The organism is Paraburkholderia sp. BR10937 (assembly GCF_040965695.1).
Lineage (GTDB): Bacteria > Pseudomonadota > Gammaproteobacteria > Burkholderiales > Burkholderiaceae > Paraburkholderia.
On sequence record NZ_JBFRCL010000013.1, the window covers coordinates 44,696 to 61,156 of the forward strand.

The 16,461-nt window shown below is 60.5% G+C and carries 12 protein-coding genes and 1 pseudogene; 7 read left to right on the plus strand and 6 right to left on the minus strand.

Going from position 1 to position 16,461, the window contains the following annotated elements; genetic code table 11:
* Window positions 1-56: 56 nt before the first annotated feature.
* A complete protein-coding gene (locus AB4Y44_RS13130) occupies window positions 57-1,832 on the plus strand; it encodes a phospholipase D-like domain-containing protein (protein WP_368699784.1) in 1,776 nt (591 codons plus the stop codon).
* Between the two features lie 54 nt (window positions 1,833-1,886).
* Here AB4Y44_RS13130 and dinB read toward each other — a convergent pair whose 3' ends face one another.
* The gene (gene dinB, locus AB4Y44_RS13135) at window positions 1,887-3,032 is read right to left on the minus strand and encodes a DNA polymerase IV (RefSeq protein ID WP_368699869.1); all 1,146 of its coding nucleotides are present in this window, start codon (window positions 3,030-3,032) and stop codon (window positions 1,887-1,889) included.
* Window positions 3,033-3,631: 599 nt separating this feature from the next.
* Between dinB and AB4Y44_RS13140 the strand changes: the two genes are divergently transcribed.
* On the plus strand, window positions 3,632-4,408 hold the full coding sequence (locus AB4Y44_RS13140; RefSeq protein ID WP_368699785.1) for an enoyl-CoA hydratase-related protein: 777 nt from the start codon (window positions 3,632-3,634) through the stop codon (window positions 4,406-4,408).
* A gap of 31 nt (window positions 4,409-4,439) precedes the next feature.
* Here the strand turns inward: AB4Y44_RS13140 and AB4Y44_RS13145 are convergent, their stop codons facing one another.
* Window positions 4,440-4,874, minus strand: coding sequence for a MarR family winged helix-turn-helix transcriptional regulator (locus AB4Y44_RS13145; protein WP_368699786.1), 435 nt, complete (start codon window positions 4,872-4,874; stop codon window positions 4,440-4,442).
* Between the two features lie 99 nt (window positions 4,875-4,973).
* A complete protein-coding gene (locus tag AB4Y44_RS13150) occupies window positions 4,974-5,570 on the minus strand; it encodes a DJ-1/PfpI family protein (protein ID WP_368699787.1) in 597 nt (198 codons plus the stop codon).
* Window positions 5,571-5,757: 187 nt separating this feature from the next.
* On the opposite strand from AB4Y44_RS13150, the pseudogene AB4Y44_RS13155 reads away from it, so the two are divergent.
* Both AB4Y44_RS13155 and AB4Y44_RS13160 read left to right on the plus strand, forming a co-directional pair.
* Window positions 5,758-6,196: pseudogene (locus AB4Y44_RS13155) on the plus strand (aminotransferase class I/II-fold pyridoxal phosphate-dependent enzyme); the annotation flags it as partial.
* A 298-nt stretch (window positions 6,197-6,494) separates the two neighbouring features.
* Entirely contained in the window at window positions 6,495-7,682 is a 1,188-nt protein-coding gene (locus tag AB4Y44_RS13160; protein ID WP_342918837.1) for a TIGR03118 family protein, read from the plus strand.
* Window positions 7,683-8,024: 342 nt separating this feature from the next.
* On the opposite strand, the gene AB4Y44_RS13165 is transcribed toward AB4Y44_RS13160, so the two are convergent.
* On the minus strand, window positions 8,025-9,209 hold the full coding sequence (locus AB4Y44_RS13165) for a porin (protein WP_368699788.1): 1,185 nt from the start codon (window positions 9,207-9,209) through the stop codon (window positions 8,025-8,027).
* Between the two features lie 390 nt (window positions 9,210-9,599).
* Window positions 9,600-10,415 carry a hypothetical protein gene (locus tag AB4Y44_RS13170; protein WP_368699789.1) on the minus strand — a complete coding sequence of 272 codons (816 nt, stop codon included), beginning with the start codon at window positions 10,413-10,415 and terminating at the stop codon, window positions 9,600-9,602.
* A gap of 665 nt (window positions 10,416-11,080) precedes the next feature.
* Here AB4Y44_RS13170 and AB4Y44_RS13175 point away from each other — a divergent pair.
* Both AB4Y44_RS13175 and AB4Y44_RS13180 read left to right on the plus strand, forming a co-directional pair.
* Window positions 11,081-12,256: a porin gene (locus AB4Y44_RS13175; protein ID WP_342918840.1), complete on the plus strand. Its 1,176-nt coding sequence runs from the start codon at window positions 11,081-11,083 to the stop codon at window positions 12,254-12,256.
* 390 nt (window positions 12,257-12,646) lie between these two features.
* Window positions 12,647-13,171 (plus strand): DsbA family protein, encoded by a 525-nt coding sequence (locus AB4Y44_RS13180; RefSeq protein ID WP_368699790.1) that lies wholly within the window; start codon window positions 12,647-12,649, stop codon window positions 13,169-13,171.
* 35 nt (window positions 13,172-13,206) lie between these two features.
* Here AB4Y44_RS13180 and AB4Y44_RS13185 read toward each other — a convergent pair whose 3' ends face one another.
* The gene (locus AB4Y44_RS13185) at window positions 13,207-15,819 is read right to left on the minus strand and encodes an MMPL family transporter (RefSeq protein ID WP_368699791.1); all 2,613 of its coding nucleotides are present in this window, start codon (window positions 15,817-15,819) and stop codon (window positions 13,207-13,209) included.
* A gap of 203 nt (window positions 15,820-16,022) precedes the next feature.
* On the opposite strand from AB4Y44_RS13185, the gene AB4Y44_RS13190 reads away from it, so the two are divergent.
* On the plus strand, window positions 16,023-16,448 hold the full coding sequence (locus AB4Y44_RS13190; protein ID WP_368699792.1) for an OsmC family protein: 426 nt from the start codon (window positions 16,023-16,025) through the stop codon (window positions 16,446-16,448).
* The last annotated feature ends 13 nt before the right edge of the window (window positions 16,449-16,461 follow it).

Genomic DNA, 16,461 nt, shown 5'->3' on the forward strand with positions numbered 1-16,461 from the left:
TTTCAACAAACTGATGGTTGAAACTGGGCCTTTGGCTAACACAGCAGAGGTCAACGATGTCGACGAAGGTCCGCAGCTATCTCTCCCCGACGCTGGTTTTACTCGCGCTCGACTGGCCAGACGGTGCGACACGTGCCGACTTCCTCGGTTTCGCCATTGAGCGGGCTCCGGGTTTCACGAGCCCGGACGGAAAAACCCATGAGGCGAGCAGCTGGCTCCCCAATAGAATCACCTTCAACGGGCCGGTGCCGGATGGGAAGCCCGATGCGCCTTCGAACATCGCGCCGATTCAAAAATTCATGTGGTGGGACGCGCGTATCGAAGAGGCCGACAGAGGCAGGCAGTTCAAGTACACGGTCTATCCGGTGGTCGGTACGCCGGACAATGTGAATCTGCTGACCGCGGAGGCGAGTTCGGTTGACGTCACGCTTCCGGCGCATATCGAAGACGGCGTGGGTACCTGGTTCAACCGTGCGGTGGTGAGCTCACAGGCTTTCGCACGACAGGTGAAGGCCATGGGAATCGACCCGCATACCGCGCCGCCGGCCGCACAGGCGCTTGAACTTCGAACATGGCTCGCCAACGACATGCAGCTCGTGTTCAAGGAAATATTCCTGGACGCGTCGCGCGCGGCGGCTGCCGTCTATCACCTGACCGACCCGCTTTGGGCGATACCGGCGTTCAAGGAGTTTGGGAGTGCTCACGGTAAAGCGAATGTCGCCGTCGTCTACGACTCGCACCTGGTTCGCGAAAAGGGTAAAGCGCCCGCACCATCACCGAATCAAACCGCGGTCGATGAACTAGGCAGCGTCGTGACGTTCTGCCCGCGCGACAAGACGCATATCATGCACGACAAGCTCATCGTGACGGATCGGGGCGATCGGCAAGGCAACCCGGCATTCGTCGTGGCAGGCTCTGCGAATTTCACGACGGAAGGCATTACGGAACAGGCCAACGTGCTTCATCTGTTCGATTCGGCCGACCTCGCGAAACTGTACGACGACAGAACAAAAGCCATCGCCAGCAATCCGCCGATCAACCAGACCGCGGAACTCACGAATGGCTGGTCCGATTCCGTGACGGTGGGAAGCGCAGCGGTGCGTGTTTGCTTCTCTCCGGAAACGAAAACCCGACGTACCCAGATCGATACTATCGTCGAAGCGATCGGAAAGGCGCAGCACTCCGTCCTGTTCTGCCTCTTCATGCCGACCGACGAACCGCTTCGCGACGCCTGCTTTACCGCCGGCGACAAGGGGCTGATGATGTTCGGCCTCGTCAACAACATTAGCGAAAAGTCCGCTGAGAATGCGCAAGAGGCGCAAAAAGCGGGAGAAGCCGTGAGCACGACTGCGCTGGCAAACCTCGCGCTCTATCATCGAAGCAGGGAAAACCGAGACGTCATCGACGCATCGTACTTTTCCCCGGCAACCGTGCCCGAAGGATTCGAACCCGAGCTGCGGCTCTTTCCTGGCGAGGTCGCGCCCAGTTACGCTCCGGTCATCATCCACCACAAGTTCATTGTGATCGACGCCGAAGGAGACAATCCGATTGTCTACACGGGCTCGGCCAACATGAGCAACAACTCCGAGCATTTCAACGACGAGAATCTGCTCGAAATAAAAGACACGCGCATTGCCGGCATTTACCTCGCTGAATTCATGCGGCTATACGAGCACTATCGTGCCCGCGCCGTTGGCATCGAGGAGCAGCAGCATAGAACCGTGCAGCGGCTGTTGCTGCAGCCTGACCGTAAATGGGCCGACAAGTATTACAAGGCAAATAGTCCCGAAGAGAAGGCACGGATTGCATTGGCTTCGGACCCGGCCAGCTGATCTTTCGGGGACGCGCCTGGCGTCCAGGCGCTGCGACAAGGAACTGCTTACGTACTAAAAATCTAGCGTGAATTGAGGCGACTCGTTACCGGAAGCCTCTCCGGCGTGCTGGAGGTTGCCGGCCTTGACGCCCAGCAGCCTGATGGATTTAACGAGTTCGACTCTTTTCAGGCACTCGGTCGCCGCGCGCCGCAACGCTTTCGCGTCATCAATAGGTTCAGGAAGCGTGACATCACGCGTGACTGTCTTGAAGTCATTGAAGCGCAGCTTGATGCCGATCTTCCTCGCCAGATAGCCCTTGCGCTGGAGGTCGAGCGCCACCTGTTCGCATAGGCGGGTAAAAGCGGCGCCCAGTTCCTGTCTGTGCCGTACCGCGTGTAGATCGCGCTCGAATGTGGTCTCGCGACTCATCGAGACGGGCTCGCTATACGTCACCACCGGCCTGTCATCCAGTCCATGTGAGACTCTGCGCAGCCACGCCCCGTAGCTTCTTCCAAAGTGCTCGACGAGCCAGTGCTCGTCGCGCGCAGCGATCTCACCGATGGTCGTGATGCCAAAAGACGCAAGCCTGGCGGCCGCCTTGGGGCCGACGCCGTTGATCTTGTTTGCGGCCATTGGCCAAATCCTGGATTGCAGGTCCTCCAGCGTCAGGATGGTGATGCCGTCCGGCTTTTGCATATCGGAGCACAGCTTGGCAAGCAGCTTGTTCGGCGCGATGCCGACGGAGCAGGTGAGATTGGTGGCTTCGAAGACCGCGGACTTGAGCTTGCGCGCGATTGCCTCTGAATCGCCATTCGTGAGTGAAACATCTGCGTAGACCTCGTCGATTCCAACGTCTTCAATGCTCGAACTGATTGATCGAACGGCATCCTTGAACAGTCGCGAGTAGGTTCGGTAGAGGTCGAAGTTCACTGGAAGGAGAATCGCATCCGGCGCTAACCGGGCGGCCTTCATGGCGGGCATGCCGGAATGAACGCCGAGTGCGCGAGCCTCATAGGTCGCGGTCGTCAGGACCCCTCTGCCCACATAATCGCGTAGCCGCGAGAACTCGCGTGTGCCGTCCGGCTTCGTTCGGGGCGCGTCCGAGCGACGACCGGCGACCACCATGGCTTTGCCTCGTAGTTCGGGATACTGCGAAAGTTCACACGACGCAAAGAATGCGTCCATGTCGATGTGGGCTATGCGCCGATCATCTGGCATGCCTTGGTACTCAAAAATAGCTCTCAATGGCTCCGCGCGGCCGACACGCTACGTTGCGTTTTGCGGATATTTATGGAACTGTACATTTATACAGTAACTTTGTCAGATGCTGAATCTGATTCGGAGATATTTTTTCGAGTGCGGAAGGGTTCGCAAACGTCTTGTTATGCCACCTCCCGACGTACCTGAGCGCGGAAACAAAAAAGCCCGCCGGCGTGGCGGGCTGCTGCGACGAGGCCGGTGAAACAGCCTCTCATGGTGTCAGTCCTGGCGCGGATGCAAACGCCGGTAGACGCTCCAGATCGCCACGCCGGCGATCACGATAACGGCGGTGAGAATAAGCATGTTCAGTCCTCCGGTTGCTTGTCTGTTTCGTAATGCCTCAATGCTACGGAGCCTGCGTGCGCGCGAGGAGTGGCGCGACGTCGCGAATGGAGTACCTGGTCGAATTCCGGTCCGCTACGAGATTCAGCGTTCACACCTCATCAGGAGCGGGGGTTCGCGAGCCGGCCCCAAATTGTATGGCATCGACTCTCCGGTTTACTTTGCATGCGAACTACCTATATACTTCGCATGCAAAGTAAATTTCAGGAGAGCACATGAGCGAGGAAATTCACGTCGATCAAGCCGACGGCATTCTGACGATTACGCTTGCCCGACCGGACAAGAAGAATGCATTGACGAATGAGATGTATGGCACGCTGGCCGACATCATCGAGAACGCGGAGCACGACAGCCGTGTGCGCGTATTGCTGGTGCAAGGGGACGGAGACATGTTCACCGCGGGCAACGATGTGGGCGAGTTCGCAGCCATTGCATCGGGTAAGGGGCCCAGTGAGCGACACGTGCATCGCTTTTTGCATGCCCTGGCGAAATCGAGCGTGCCTATCATCGCGGCGGTCCAGGGCAAGGCGGTCGGTATCGGCACGACGCTTCTACTGCATTGCGACTACGTTCTGCTCGCGCCAGACGCGGAACTGATCACCCCGTTCGTCAATCTCGCGCTTGTCCCCGAGGCGGCGTCCAGCTACCTGCTTCCACTGCGCGTGGGCCATGTGCGGGCCTTCGAGATGTTTGCGCTGGGCGAGCCGCTCGACGCGCAAACCGCTGTCGCGTGGGGCCTTGCCAACAAGGTCTGCGCAAAGGATCCACTACGCGACGATGCACGCAGGATGGCCGAGAGAATCGCCGCCAAGCCGGCCGGTTCATTGAGCGCCATGAAGAAGCTGATGCGCGAAGCCGAAACGCTGGTTGCGCAGATGGACAGCGAGAGCGCGAAGTTTCAGGAGCGGCTGACGAGCGCCGAGGCAAGGGAGGCATTCGCAGCTTTTGCCGAGAAACGCAAGCCGGACTTCGCGAGGGTTGCCCAGCACTAGCCGTTGCCTTGCTGACCGGCCACGGTCGAGGTTACGCGTCGCCGTCTTCGGCGAGCGGAAACTTCGTCTGCAGGCTGGTCAGCCACCGCGCCACGACGTCGATCTCCGCTTCCGTAAAGCCTTCGGTCAATCTGGCGTTCAAGTCTTTCATGCGAAGCTTCGATTTTTGGCGCGCGTTACGTCCTGCCTCCGTCAACCACAGGCGCGACGCCCGGCCATCAGTCTCGTCGGCCCGACGTTCGATCAACCCTGCCTTTTCTGTCCGCTCAGCGAGACCGCTCATGCCAGGTGCGCCCAGATCCAGCGCGGCTGCCGCTTCGCTCATGAGTGCGCCGTTGCGATCACCCAGGAAAAACAGCAGCCCCGCCTGGGCTGCTGTGACGCCGCCGCCGGCCGCACGTGTTTGCGACCACCGTTGCAGCCGGCGCTGTCCCACATTCAATAGATAGACGAGGCGATGTTTCATTTCCGCGCAGATAGAATTGTGCGATTTAGTTCGCGTGCGAATTATATCATGCGGTGATCGGCCCTTCGAAACGGCGCGCAGACGTTCTGCGGCTTCCGGTTATAGGAATGGCGAAATGTTTTCGATCGCGCGCGTCACGTAGGTTTCCTTCTCTCCCACTGGCGCCACGTAGTGAATCACGCTGCGCGCAGCTTCGACGCCGGCGAGGCGCGCGATCACCCAGGCCGCGAGGTAGTGCGATGCGAGACACCCGCCCGCCGTCGCGACATTCCCACTGGCCACGAACGGCTGATTGAGCACGACTACACCCGCCTCTTCGACCCACGGCGTGGTGGTCAGGTCCGTGCATGCGGGAACGCCCTGCAGCAGGCCCAGCTTCGCGAGTATCAGCGTGCCGGAGCACTGCGCGCCAAGCAGTTGGCGCGTTGGGTCGAGCCTGAGTTGCGACATCAGCGCGGAATCGGCGGCGACGTCGCGCGTCCGTACGCCACTGCCGATCAACACCGCGTCGGCTTCGCATGCTTCGTTCAGCGAAACTTGCGCCTCCAGCACGAGTCCATTCATTGAACGCACACTGGACGCCGGGCTCGCAATCGAAACCCGCCAGTCGGGTTTCCGGATCCGGCTGAGGAGGTTGAATGCGATCAGCGAGTCGAGTTCGTTGAAGCCGTCGAAAGTCAGAATGGCGATGTGCATGGCGCCCTCATGCGGTGGAAGAGGTTGTGTCGAGCCATGGTAGGGCCGACAATCAATACGATCAAATTATTGTCATGGATACATTGGGCCATGCCGGAACCCCGCTACAAATCCGCTGGTCGATCGGCTCGCCGCCGAAATCCGTGCGGGCCGTCTGCGTCCCGGCACGCGTCTGCCCACGCACCGCGAGCTGGCTGCCGAGGCGAGCCGGCTGGAACTCGCACCGATCGCGGCCGCCGGACGCGGCCCGGATCTGGACGCATTGGCGGCCTTGTGCAAGCGGCGCAAGGTGCGCGCCGTCTACACGATGCCGACCCTCCACAATCCGCTCGGCTGGGTGATGAGCGCGACGCGGCGCCGAGCCTATCGGCATCGCACGACGACACGGGCTGATCCTGATCGAGGACGCCGCCTATGCGTTCCTGGCAGACGATGCACCGCCGCCGCTGGCATCGCTCGCGCAGGAGACAACGGTCTATGTGTCGAGCCTGTCGAAGACTGTTGCGACAGGTCTGCGCATCGGTTTCATCCACGCACCGCACGAATGGGTGCCGAGGCTCGAACGGGCGATCCGGGCGACGACGTGGAACACGCCGGCGACCATGACGGCCATCGCGTGCGGCTGGACACACATCTGTCCCATTCAACCGCATTAAATCTGGACTTTGGATGAGTCATCAACGACGACGAATTGTGAATAGCGTCGCCGCGAACCTGCAAACAGGGTGAAAACCGTCATGGGCACGCCCCCACTCGCTCGTCTCTCGCTCGCGCAACCATGAATCGAGGCAAAAGGCCGAAGTCGCCCCAAGTGCGTCACGCGACCGGGCTGGCGGAAATTTTTTGCGTCGAGCGGGAATATTTGAAGTGCAGCGGTCGTTTAGCCTGCGGCGATATCTCGCCAGTCAGACGAGGAGGGAAGTTATGTCTCAGATCTCGTGGGGTCTCAAAGCGGTGGCCGTGATTGTCTTCGCCGCCGGTTTCACCATCGGACATGCTGCTGCCGATGAGGCTTACGTCGTCACACCGCTTGTATCCAACCTGGCAGGCTCTGCCCCGAAGGTCGACGGGGTACTGCAGAACGCCTGGGGTATCGCTTTTAGTCCCGCAGGAAGTCCATTCTGGATCAACGACAATGCGACAGGCTGCTCCACGCTCTATGACGGCCAGGGGGCAAAGGTGGCGCTGCAGGTCTCCATCCCGCTGCCAGGCAACGTCATACCGGCCGGCGCCTGTCATCCCGTCTTTGCCAACAATCCACCGAAGCCCACGCCTGCAGCGCCGACCGGGATAGTTTGGAATCCTTCGTCATCTTTTCTCGTCCCAGGTACCAACATCCCGGCCGTATTCATCTTCGCGACCGAAGACGGCACGATTTCCGCTTGGGCCGGTGGGTTGAATCCGGCGAACAATGCTGTGATCGCGGTCGATAATTCGTCCAATCCCTCTGCCGCCAGCGGGGCCGTCTACAAGGGGCTCGTCTTCGGAGTGAACGCGCGAGGCGCATTCCTGTTTGCGACGAACTTCCGTGCGGGCCGGATCGATGTATTCGGACCGAACGGTTCGAACGGCTTGTTCGCGCCCGCGACGACAGGCGGTGGCTTCGCCGACCCGAACATCCCGGCCGGCTACGCCCCGTTCGGTATCGCGAACATTGACGGGGATCTTTTCGTCACCTATGCGCAGCAAGACGGCCCGAAGCATGACGACGTTGCAGGCCGCGGTCATGGATTCGTCGATGTATTCGATACTGACGGCCACCTGCTGCGCCGCTTTGCGAGCCAGGGGCCGCTCGACTCACCCTGGGGCGTAACGCGAGCGTCGTTTGCGTTTGGGCGCTTCAGTGGCAAGATCCTCGTTGGCAACTTCGGCAACGGCCGAATCAATGTCTTCGACAATGACGGCACGTTCGTCGATCAACTGGAGAATGAGTTCGGCAATCCACTGGCTATCGACGGCCTGTGGACGCTAACACTCGGAGGAGGGCGCAATTCAAGCCCGGACACGCTGTACTTTTCGGCAGGTCCTAACAAGGAGTCGAATGGACTCTTCGGTATCATCGCGCCAGTAAGTGGCTCCAAAGGACGAACGTCCGCTCAGAACGGGCAATGAACCGCAGCGTGGTTCCCCGGTGATGCCCATTCGAATTGAGCCGAAGGACCCCACCTCGGCCGGTCGCGGAACTCGCTAGACGCGGCCGGCTCTTCCCGGTTAGACGGGGATCTGCCTGCCTGTTCTCTGCCGATCGCCCAGCGCCGCGATGCGAATGGCCGGAACGCAATGCCCGGCCGTAGCTTGTGCAAACGTACGTGCGCAGTGGCAGCTGATGAAGAAATTGCCCACCAACGCGGCGGGCAATTTTCTACGCCAATGCCGAATGCGATATTCCTCGTCTCGCAGTCGTTATACAACGATCCACCTCGATGACCGCGGGATGAAGGTTCTGACGGCCGCTTAGAAGCGGGTCAGCATGCCGATCGCAGCCATCACCTGATTGCTCGTCGCCGAGAAACCGCCGGCGTTGTACATCACGGCGACGTTGTTGTGACCGATCGCGCGCTGGTACATCGCTTCTCCATACACTTCCGTGCGCTTCGACAGCGAGTAGCGCGCAATCGCGTTGACCTGATTCCACTTCGGATCGGAGCCGATGTTCGACTTGCTCACACCGTTCAGATGACCGTCCGTGAAAGTATCCATGAGGCCGAGATTCAGCGCCGGCGTGAGGGCGTACTTGACGTTCAGTTCATAGTTGTCGAAGTGAGTCGAACCGCTCACCGGGTTCAGGCCGAATGCGGACGTGTTCTGGTACTGGCTGTGCGTGTAGACGAAGTTGACCGCCGCCGGGCCGAACGTATAGCCGATGCCCGCACCGACCGTGCGCTGCACATCCGCCGTCAGGTTGCCGCCGCCCGCGGTCGCCTTGAACTCGCTGGGGTCGGCCGCAACGTTCTGGTTCGCTGTTCCGGCAGGGGTGCTCGCCGCTGCCGAACCGTTGATCTGGAGGTAGGCCGCGGCCAGTCGCAGCGGGCCGTTGTTGTAGCTCGCGCCAGCACTGTACGCACGATCGACGGCGAAGCTGGTGCTGTTGCTGAATGCGTACATGCCGCCAAACTTGAAGCCGGCGTAGTCGATACTCGCGAATTTCACCGAGTTGCTGAAGCGGACCGTATGTTGCAGGTTGTCGTTGTCGTACACGTGCGCGAAGCCTGAGTCGCCGAACGTGCCGGCCGTGCCGGACAGCGGCGAGACGTAATCGACCATCGAGTCATACTGGCGGCCCATCGTCAAGGTGCCGTATTGATCGCCGCTCACGCCGACAAACGCTTGACGGCCGAACATGCGACCACCCTGGCCGAGCGTGCCGTTGTTGACGTTGAAGCCGTTTTCGAGCACGAAGATCGCATGCAGACCGCCGCCGAGATCCTCGCTGCCGCGCAGACCGAAGCGGCTGCCGCTGATATTGCCGCTTGCGAGTGCGACGCGCGAGCTACCGTGGCTGGGCGCGCCGTTCTGAACGTTGTTCGTATAGGAGATGCCTGCGTCGATCAGGCCGTACAGGGTGACCGAGCTCTGAGCACTGGCCGCCGACGCTGCAGATGCTGCGCAAACGGCGACGGCAATGGAAATCTTCTTCATGAAATGACACCCGATGGCGTGAGAGGAAACAATCGCGCCAGTCTATAGCCGCGTCCGGAGCAGAAGCCGAATCGCCCTTGAAAATAAATACTGCAAGCGAATTGACTCATTCATAAAATTGCAGCAATTGAGCCGCGATTTGACTTTGCGACCTGTGGCGAGACGAGTCGCAAACATATTCGTTTCCATAGCGAGTTGTGCCACCGCAACAGCGTTGGGTTAAGTAGGCGTTTCCTGCGTGGACGCGATTGAGTTTTGCTCGCGGTCGATCATTCGTTAAAGCGCTGTCGAAACTGCGCGCATTTTGTTGCTTTAGGGGTCAGTCAGGACGAGACCTGTTTACGCATCTGGCGGCAGACGGCGCAGCGCTCGGTGCGCCGGTCACCAACGCTAGCTGGACGAAGCCGCGCGCGACGTCGACCATGTTAGTGTGAATCGGACGCTGCCGCGCGTGGGAATATAGAGCACGCGAGTACGCTCCACGCCGTCGAATGTGGCCACGACGCGATAGTGGCCAGGGGGCAACCGTGCGAACAGGTAGGGGCCCGCCGATGTGCCAGCGAAGACGACCTTCCCGTTGGACCCGAATATCTGCACGGCGACACCCGACAGATACTCGCCTGATGCGGCGGTGAATGTTGCCCGCATGCTATAGCCGGGCGCGAGCCTGCGAAGTGCAGTGGCTTCATCCTCGCCCACGCCGCCCGTGACATAGGCGATACCGCGGTCGTGTCCGACCGGTATGTCGCTGGCTGGCATCTCCTGAACAGGCGTCTTGCCGGGCGGCGTCTCAGTAGGGGGCGTCTTGTGGGCGGGTGCCTGCCGCGCAGGTGCGACGGCCTGTGCGTGGAGTCTGCTGATACCCGATTCGCAATCCAGTCCGGGTATGCTGCCATTGGGGCCGCCGAACCCGTTCATCGGACGTCCTTCCAGCAACCAGCGCGGGAGGGAAAGATCTTGTGCTTTTGCGCGAGGAATGAGCGTATTGCGCATGCGCTCCACGACCACCCGACGTTCTTCGAGCGTCGACGCACGGTGCATCTCCGTGCAGAACTCAATGCGTTCGTCGTCGCTCAGTAACAGGGAGGAAATCGATTCGGGGGGCACCTGTGGCTGCCTCGCGTGCCTGGCGAAGGCTGCCGTCGATGCAGTACACAGAGCCACAACCAGGACGGTTCTCGACAGGCGGGAAAATGTCGTGAACATGATGAACCTCCGGGCCAATCTCGGGAGTGCGGCACCGGGTCCGTCCCGGACGCCTGTGAGCGCCTCGACTTGCTTCAGACGTTTCAGACGGGCAACGGCGATTGACGTGAGTTTTGCGTGGTGAGATGCAACAGGCGCAAGTACGACCGCAGTGTAGCAAGTCGAACGCACAGAAGCCGGCCGGCTGGTCCGCTGAGTACGCGAGCGGTCGCGTGAGGCAGGGCTCGATCCTGCGGCGAACTCTCGCAGAAAGCCAAAAATTCATCCCCCCGACAGTCCGCCGATGCAATCTGTGCGCCAGGTTCGAATGCGACAGGGCGAGAAGAACTGGTGGGATGGACACGACGGTTGCATTTGATATTGCCGGCAGGAGAGGCCATGAATGTGAACCGCGCAACGGAAGAAGAGGAGAGTATTGTTTCGCTTAATTCATTTCTTATACTAAAGCCGGCGCGGCGCATCAAGGCCCAACTGCCAAGTCGTTATCCCGAACAGAGACTTATCAGACGATTTGCACTTACCTGTCCCGGTACAGCAAATAAACAACACTCCGTAACTAATAGCTGTGCCTCAATGAAATGACACGCTACGCTTCCGTTCGCGGTCTGGTTGTTCGAGCGTTGAAATGCCTCCCCAGTTTGCTAACCAGTTACTGTGGATTGCTAATGAACAAGATAGTCATTGCCAGCGCTATGGGCGCGCTTTTCGCCGCCGCGTCGTCGTCGGCATTTGCACAAAGCTCAGTCACGCTGTACGGCATCGTCGACGAAGCCATCCGGTATCAGACGAATGCCGGGCCGGGCGGCGACGACCAGGTCGCCATGACCTCCGGCCCGGAAACCCACAGCCGCTGGGGCTTGAGGGGCAGTGAGGATCTGGGCGACGGCTGGTCCGCAGTCTTCCGCCTCGAAAACGGCTTCGAAGCCTTCAATGGGCAACTACACGTCCCTGGCACATTGTTCAGTCGGCAAGCTTTTGTGGGTCTGTCGAACAAAACGTGGGGCTCGCTGACCTTTGGCAGGCAATATGCTCCGGCCTACGACACCCTGGGCGATATCTTCGACCCGCTGACCGTTGGCAATTACTGGCAAAACAGCTGGATGTACAACGGCATCGGCCCTTACCTCGAAGTCGACAACTCGGTGAAGTACAAGGGCAGCTTCAGTGGCCTGGACATCAATGCCCTTTATGGCTTTGGTAACCAGGCAGGCGCGCTCGGTCTCGGCGCCACCTACGCCGTGGAACTGACGTACACGTATGGCCCTGCGATGCTCAATGCGGGCTTCCAGCAGGTCTCTGTGCCAACATCGGCGACCGGCTCTTCGGTGGGCACCAGTGTTGGTAGCACGATCAATGGCGCCAAATCCAACTTCCTGCATATCAGCGGCGCGTTTCAGATTACCCATGACATCCGCCTCCTGGCCGGCTGGCTCCGCGGCCAGGACCAGACTGGTTTGACTGACGTTTACATGCAGCAAGCCGGCGCGCCGACACTGAAGGGTGGCAGTCCAAACCGTATCGACGACACCTGGTACCTCGGCGCGAACTGGCACGCCATGCCCGCGCTGCTGTTCACGTTCGCCTACTACTACGGGCAGACGCGCAATGCTGAACTGCTCGACGGCACGCTCGGCAGGGGCACAAATCAATCGGCTACCGTTCTCGCCGAATACTCGTTCACGAAGCGCACGGAAATTTACGGGATCACGGACTTTGCGCGCGGCACAGGCGCCTTCTCCGCCGACTACCCTGGCGGGGTCAACGGCGAGGGCGTTCCGACGAACACCATTGGCCGGACCAATCAGGTGGGCGTGGCAGTCGGACTTCGCACGATGTTCTAGAGACGCGTTCATACCCTCCGACGCGGACTCCGCGCCGGGTGCTCGGACCAACGTAGCAGCGTCAGTCCGCTGTCGAGCGCGAAGGGCCAGGGGCCACGAGCGAGGGCCGGTAGAGCTTCGTCGTATCGGCATTGGCCTGATGAACGAAGGGGCGTCGGGTTGGGCGGCCACGGTCGACGAAGCGATCAGGGCATTGGACCTGTCGTTGCGGCTCACATCGGGTGGTGCTCTCACTATACAAAGGTTTAGTCCGCAGCGTCTCGTGAGCGCTTCGATTAACCGATCAGATAGCTGTTGGGGTAACGTGAATCGACCTAAGCTACCTGAACGAGGCGCCGCCAGAACCGACTGGCGCGAAGCAGCCGATTGCAGCCCGCAACAGGACCGTCCATGAGCAGACTTACGCCATCCGTTGGACCGCTCGACCACGCGCAAGGCGCGATCGACGCGCCCGTCACGCTCGTCGAGTACGGTGATTTCGAATGCCCGTATTGCGGGGCCATGCACGGTGTCATCACGGCAGTCCAGCAAGCGATGGGAGAGAAGTTGCGATTCGTTTTCCGGCACTTCCCGTTGACCGAACTGCATGCTCATGCCCTGCATGCGGCGGAGTTCTCGGAAGCCGCTGCCGCCGTCGGCCAGTTTTGGCCCGCACACAACAGGTTGTACGAGAATCAGCGGTCCCTGGGGGATCAGAGCCTCGCGCAGTACGCCGCCGGGTTGAATCTCCCTCCTGACAGTTTGACCGCCGCGTTCAGCGGCCGTTACGACGAGCGCATTCAGAACGACTTCGCGAGTGGCATTCGGAGTGGGGTGCATGGGACGCCCACACTGTTTATCAACGGCCATCTCTACGGCGGAGAGCACGACGCCCGAAGCTTGCTCGAAGCTTTGCAGGGTGCAGCGAGACGCTAGCGATCGTAGCACCGTCCGGTTTCACACATGCCTCATCAGTCCGCTGACGCCAGCGTTTTGAACTGTGCGGCGCGCGGCCGTCCCATCAACACGGGCTGAAATATCACCGCGCCTATCAGCGTAGACACAAGCGACAGCGCGAGCAACGCGCCCAGACTCGATGTTCCGGGATGGTGTGAAAACCACAGGCTACCGAACGCTGCGCCGGTTGTCGCTGCGCTGAAGACAACGGCATAAGTCAGGCTGGATTCAAGCAGCCGTGTTGCGCCGCCTCGCCAGGCGATCACATAGTAGATCTTGAACGCGACGCCGACGCCAAGCATGAGCGGCAAGGCGATGATGTTCGCGAAGTTCAGTTGCAGACCCAGCGCGACGGACAATTCGAGCGTCAAAAGGGCGGAAACGAGCAACGGCACAACCGTTCGAAGGATGTCGTCGACCCGGCGCAGCGCAATCCACAAGATGGCGACGATCGCTAGCAGGGCGTATCCGCTCGCCTGAAGAAACGCCTTGATGACGAGGTTGGCCGAATACAAAATCGAAATCGGACCGCCGATCGCATTCGGCTCTGCAGCGCTGACTGCGTCAGCGAAGCTTCTCAACATCGCGTCATCATTGGGGTCGACACCGCTCGGGACGCGGGGCGAGATTTCCACGATTGCCTTGCCATCGGCGGCAACCCAGTCTCTTGCGATCCCGGTCGGCAAATTGGCGCGGGTTATCCCGGCAGGATCGAGAAGCGTGGCCAGTTGCGCGAGCGCGATCTTCAACGGTGCCGTCATCGCATGGTCGGCGCGATCGCGTGTCGTGCTCGAGGCATTGGCGAGGCGGGTCAGCGTGCGTGAGAGTCGCTTCGCCTCGGCGGCGCCGGGCCCCGGATGATCCTCTGCCGCAAGCGACAGCTGGTTGGCCGCCCGACGCAAGGCGTCGACGCGAACGGCGTCGCTTGCCGGAGGCGCAGGCGGCTGCGCCAGGACGGGGTCCAATACCCGGGCTGCGTCTGCAATCACGGCGAGTTTCTCTGCCTGGTCTGCCGGGATGAAAGTGGTTAGCGTGACCGTTCTGCCCACCTGCGGCAGCTTTGACAAGCGAGCGGCGATCGCATCGGCTTCGGTCAAGGAATTCGCCATCACGCGCACATTGTTGATGCCGATTTCGGGCGAGTCTTTCAGTGCGAGCAGGGTTGCCATCGATTCCGTGTGTGGATCCTTGAGATGCAGTGGATTGAAATCGAAGCGCAGGTGCAGCAACAAAGGTGACGCGCCGAGAATGACGACCGCGGCGACGGCCAACATGGCTTTGCGATGCCTGTCGAGGAAGTCGTCGGTTCCGGCAAGCTGCCTGAAGCCAGGCGACGTTTTTCCGTCGCCTGGCTTCAACACGCTGATGAGCGCAGGCAGGAGCGTCACACTGGTGACATAGGCGACGATCATTCCCACTCCGGCGATCTTGCCCAGTTCCGACACGCCGCGATAAGCAGTCGGAATAAACGAAAAGAAGCTAACGGCGACTGCAATCGCGGCGAGGGTGAGACGGCCGCCTAGCGTATTGGCCGTATTCATCAATGAGACGGGGATACGACCGTCCTTGTAGTGCTCTTCCCGATACCTCACGGCGAACTGCACACCGAAGTCGACGCCCAGGCCGACGAACAACACCATGAACGCGACCGAGATCATGTTGAAGGCGTTCACCATCACCAGCCCCAATGCTGCAGTGATGAGCAACCCCACGACGAGGCAGAGGGAAACGGCCAGCACCAGTTTGGCGGACCGCAGCGCGACCCAGAGAATGCCGAGGACGACGAGCAGTGTCACGGCGCCGTTGAACGCCGCACCGTCCTGAACCGATGCGAATTCGTCATCGGCGAGCGGTCGTTTGCCGGTAAGACGCACGTGCGCGCCAAATCTCGTATCGAGATGCAGCGAGGCGGCTGTGTCGCGTATCAATGCCGTTGCGTTGCCGGCAGCTCGCAGCGACGCGTAATCCAGTACGGGCTGCACGAGTACGAATGCGCGTGCGGGTGACTTCGCATGGGAATCGGTCAACGAACGCCATGAAAAAGCGGCGGTCTGGTTCGCTAGCACGCGGTCCACGACGTCCGCGCTTTGATCGAGAAGCGGAGCCATCTGCTCCAGCTTGACCCGCCCGATTTGCAGCGGCAAGAGCAGGGTCGTCGTCAGGAGGTCGGCGAGACCGGTCAGACTGGGGTCATGGGCGAGTGCGTTGAGCAACGAGCGCGCCTGCGTCAACTGCGAGGTCGTCGACTGTACGTCGTGCAACGGGAGAAAAAGCAACCCATTGTGTTCGAAGAAGGGACCGGCGCCCGGCTGCGTCACCGCGACGAACTGGTGCGTGTCCTTTCGCAGTGCATTGGCAAGTTCGCTGGCGGCGGTGTCGGCGAATTCCGGTGCGTTCGATTCGACCACGACGAGTATGGAGCCCCCGCGTTGCGGAAAGGCGCGATCGAGCGACGTGGACAAGGCGTCCCACCGCTTGTCGACAGTCAATAGCCGGTCTGTCGCCGTGTTGATCCTGAAGTGATGGGAGACGTAATGACCGCTCAGCAGCACGAGGACGAGCGATAGCGCAATCACGCTGATCCGGTGACGGATGGACCATGACACGAGATGGGCAACCGACGACATGATGACGAAGGTTCGGGCGCGACGGACACCCCAGTGTAGCGTAGTTAGTCAAAACGCGTCCGCACGGGATCGGGACGGCGCCGATCGGTCGATATCGCAATCGAACGGCTTTCATCGACGCACGAGTCGCGGCAGGGATCAGCCGAATTGCATTAACGTTGGCTGGCGAAATGGTTTCGAGTCCGACATGACAGGAGGACAGCATGAAGCGCAAGGCATCGGCGGTGTGGGAGGGCGGGCTGAGAGACGGAAATGGCTCGATATCCACGGATAGCGGCGTACTCAAGGACACACAGTATTCGTTCTCGACGCGCTTTGAAAATGGCGTCGGCACGAATCCTGAAGAGCTGATCGCGGCAGCGCATGCCGGATGTTTTTCGATGGCGCTGTCGGCGGAACTGGGTAAAGCGAACGTCAAGCCCGAACGCATCTCCACGACGGCGACGGTCACGCTCGACATGATCGATGGCGGCTTTGCGGTGACCGCTTCACACCTCGATGTGGTGGTGAATATCCCCGGCGGAGACAAGAAGGTGTTCGACAAGGCCGCCGCCGATGCGAAGGTCGGCTGCCCGGTGTCGAAGGTCTTGAACGCTACCATCACGATGGACGCGAAGCTCGAGACCTGATCGTTTCACGGCT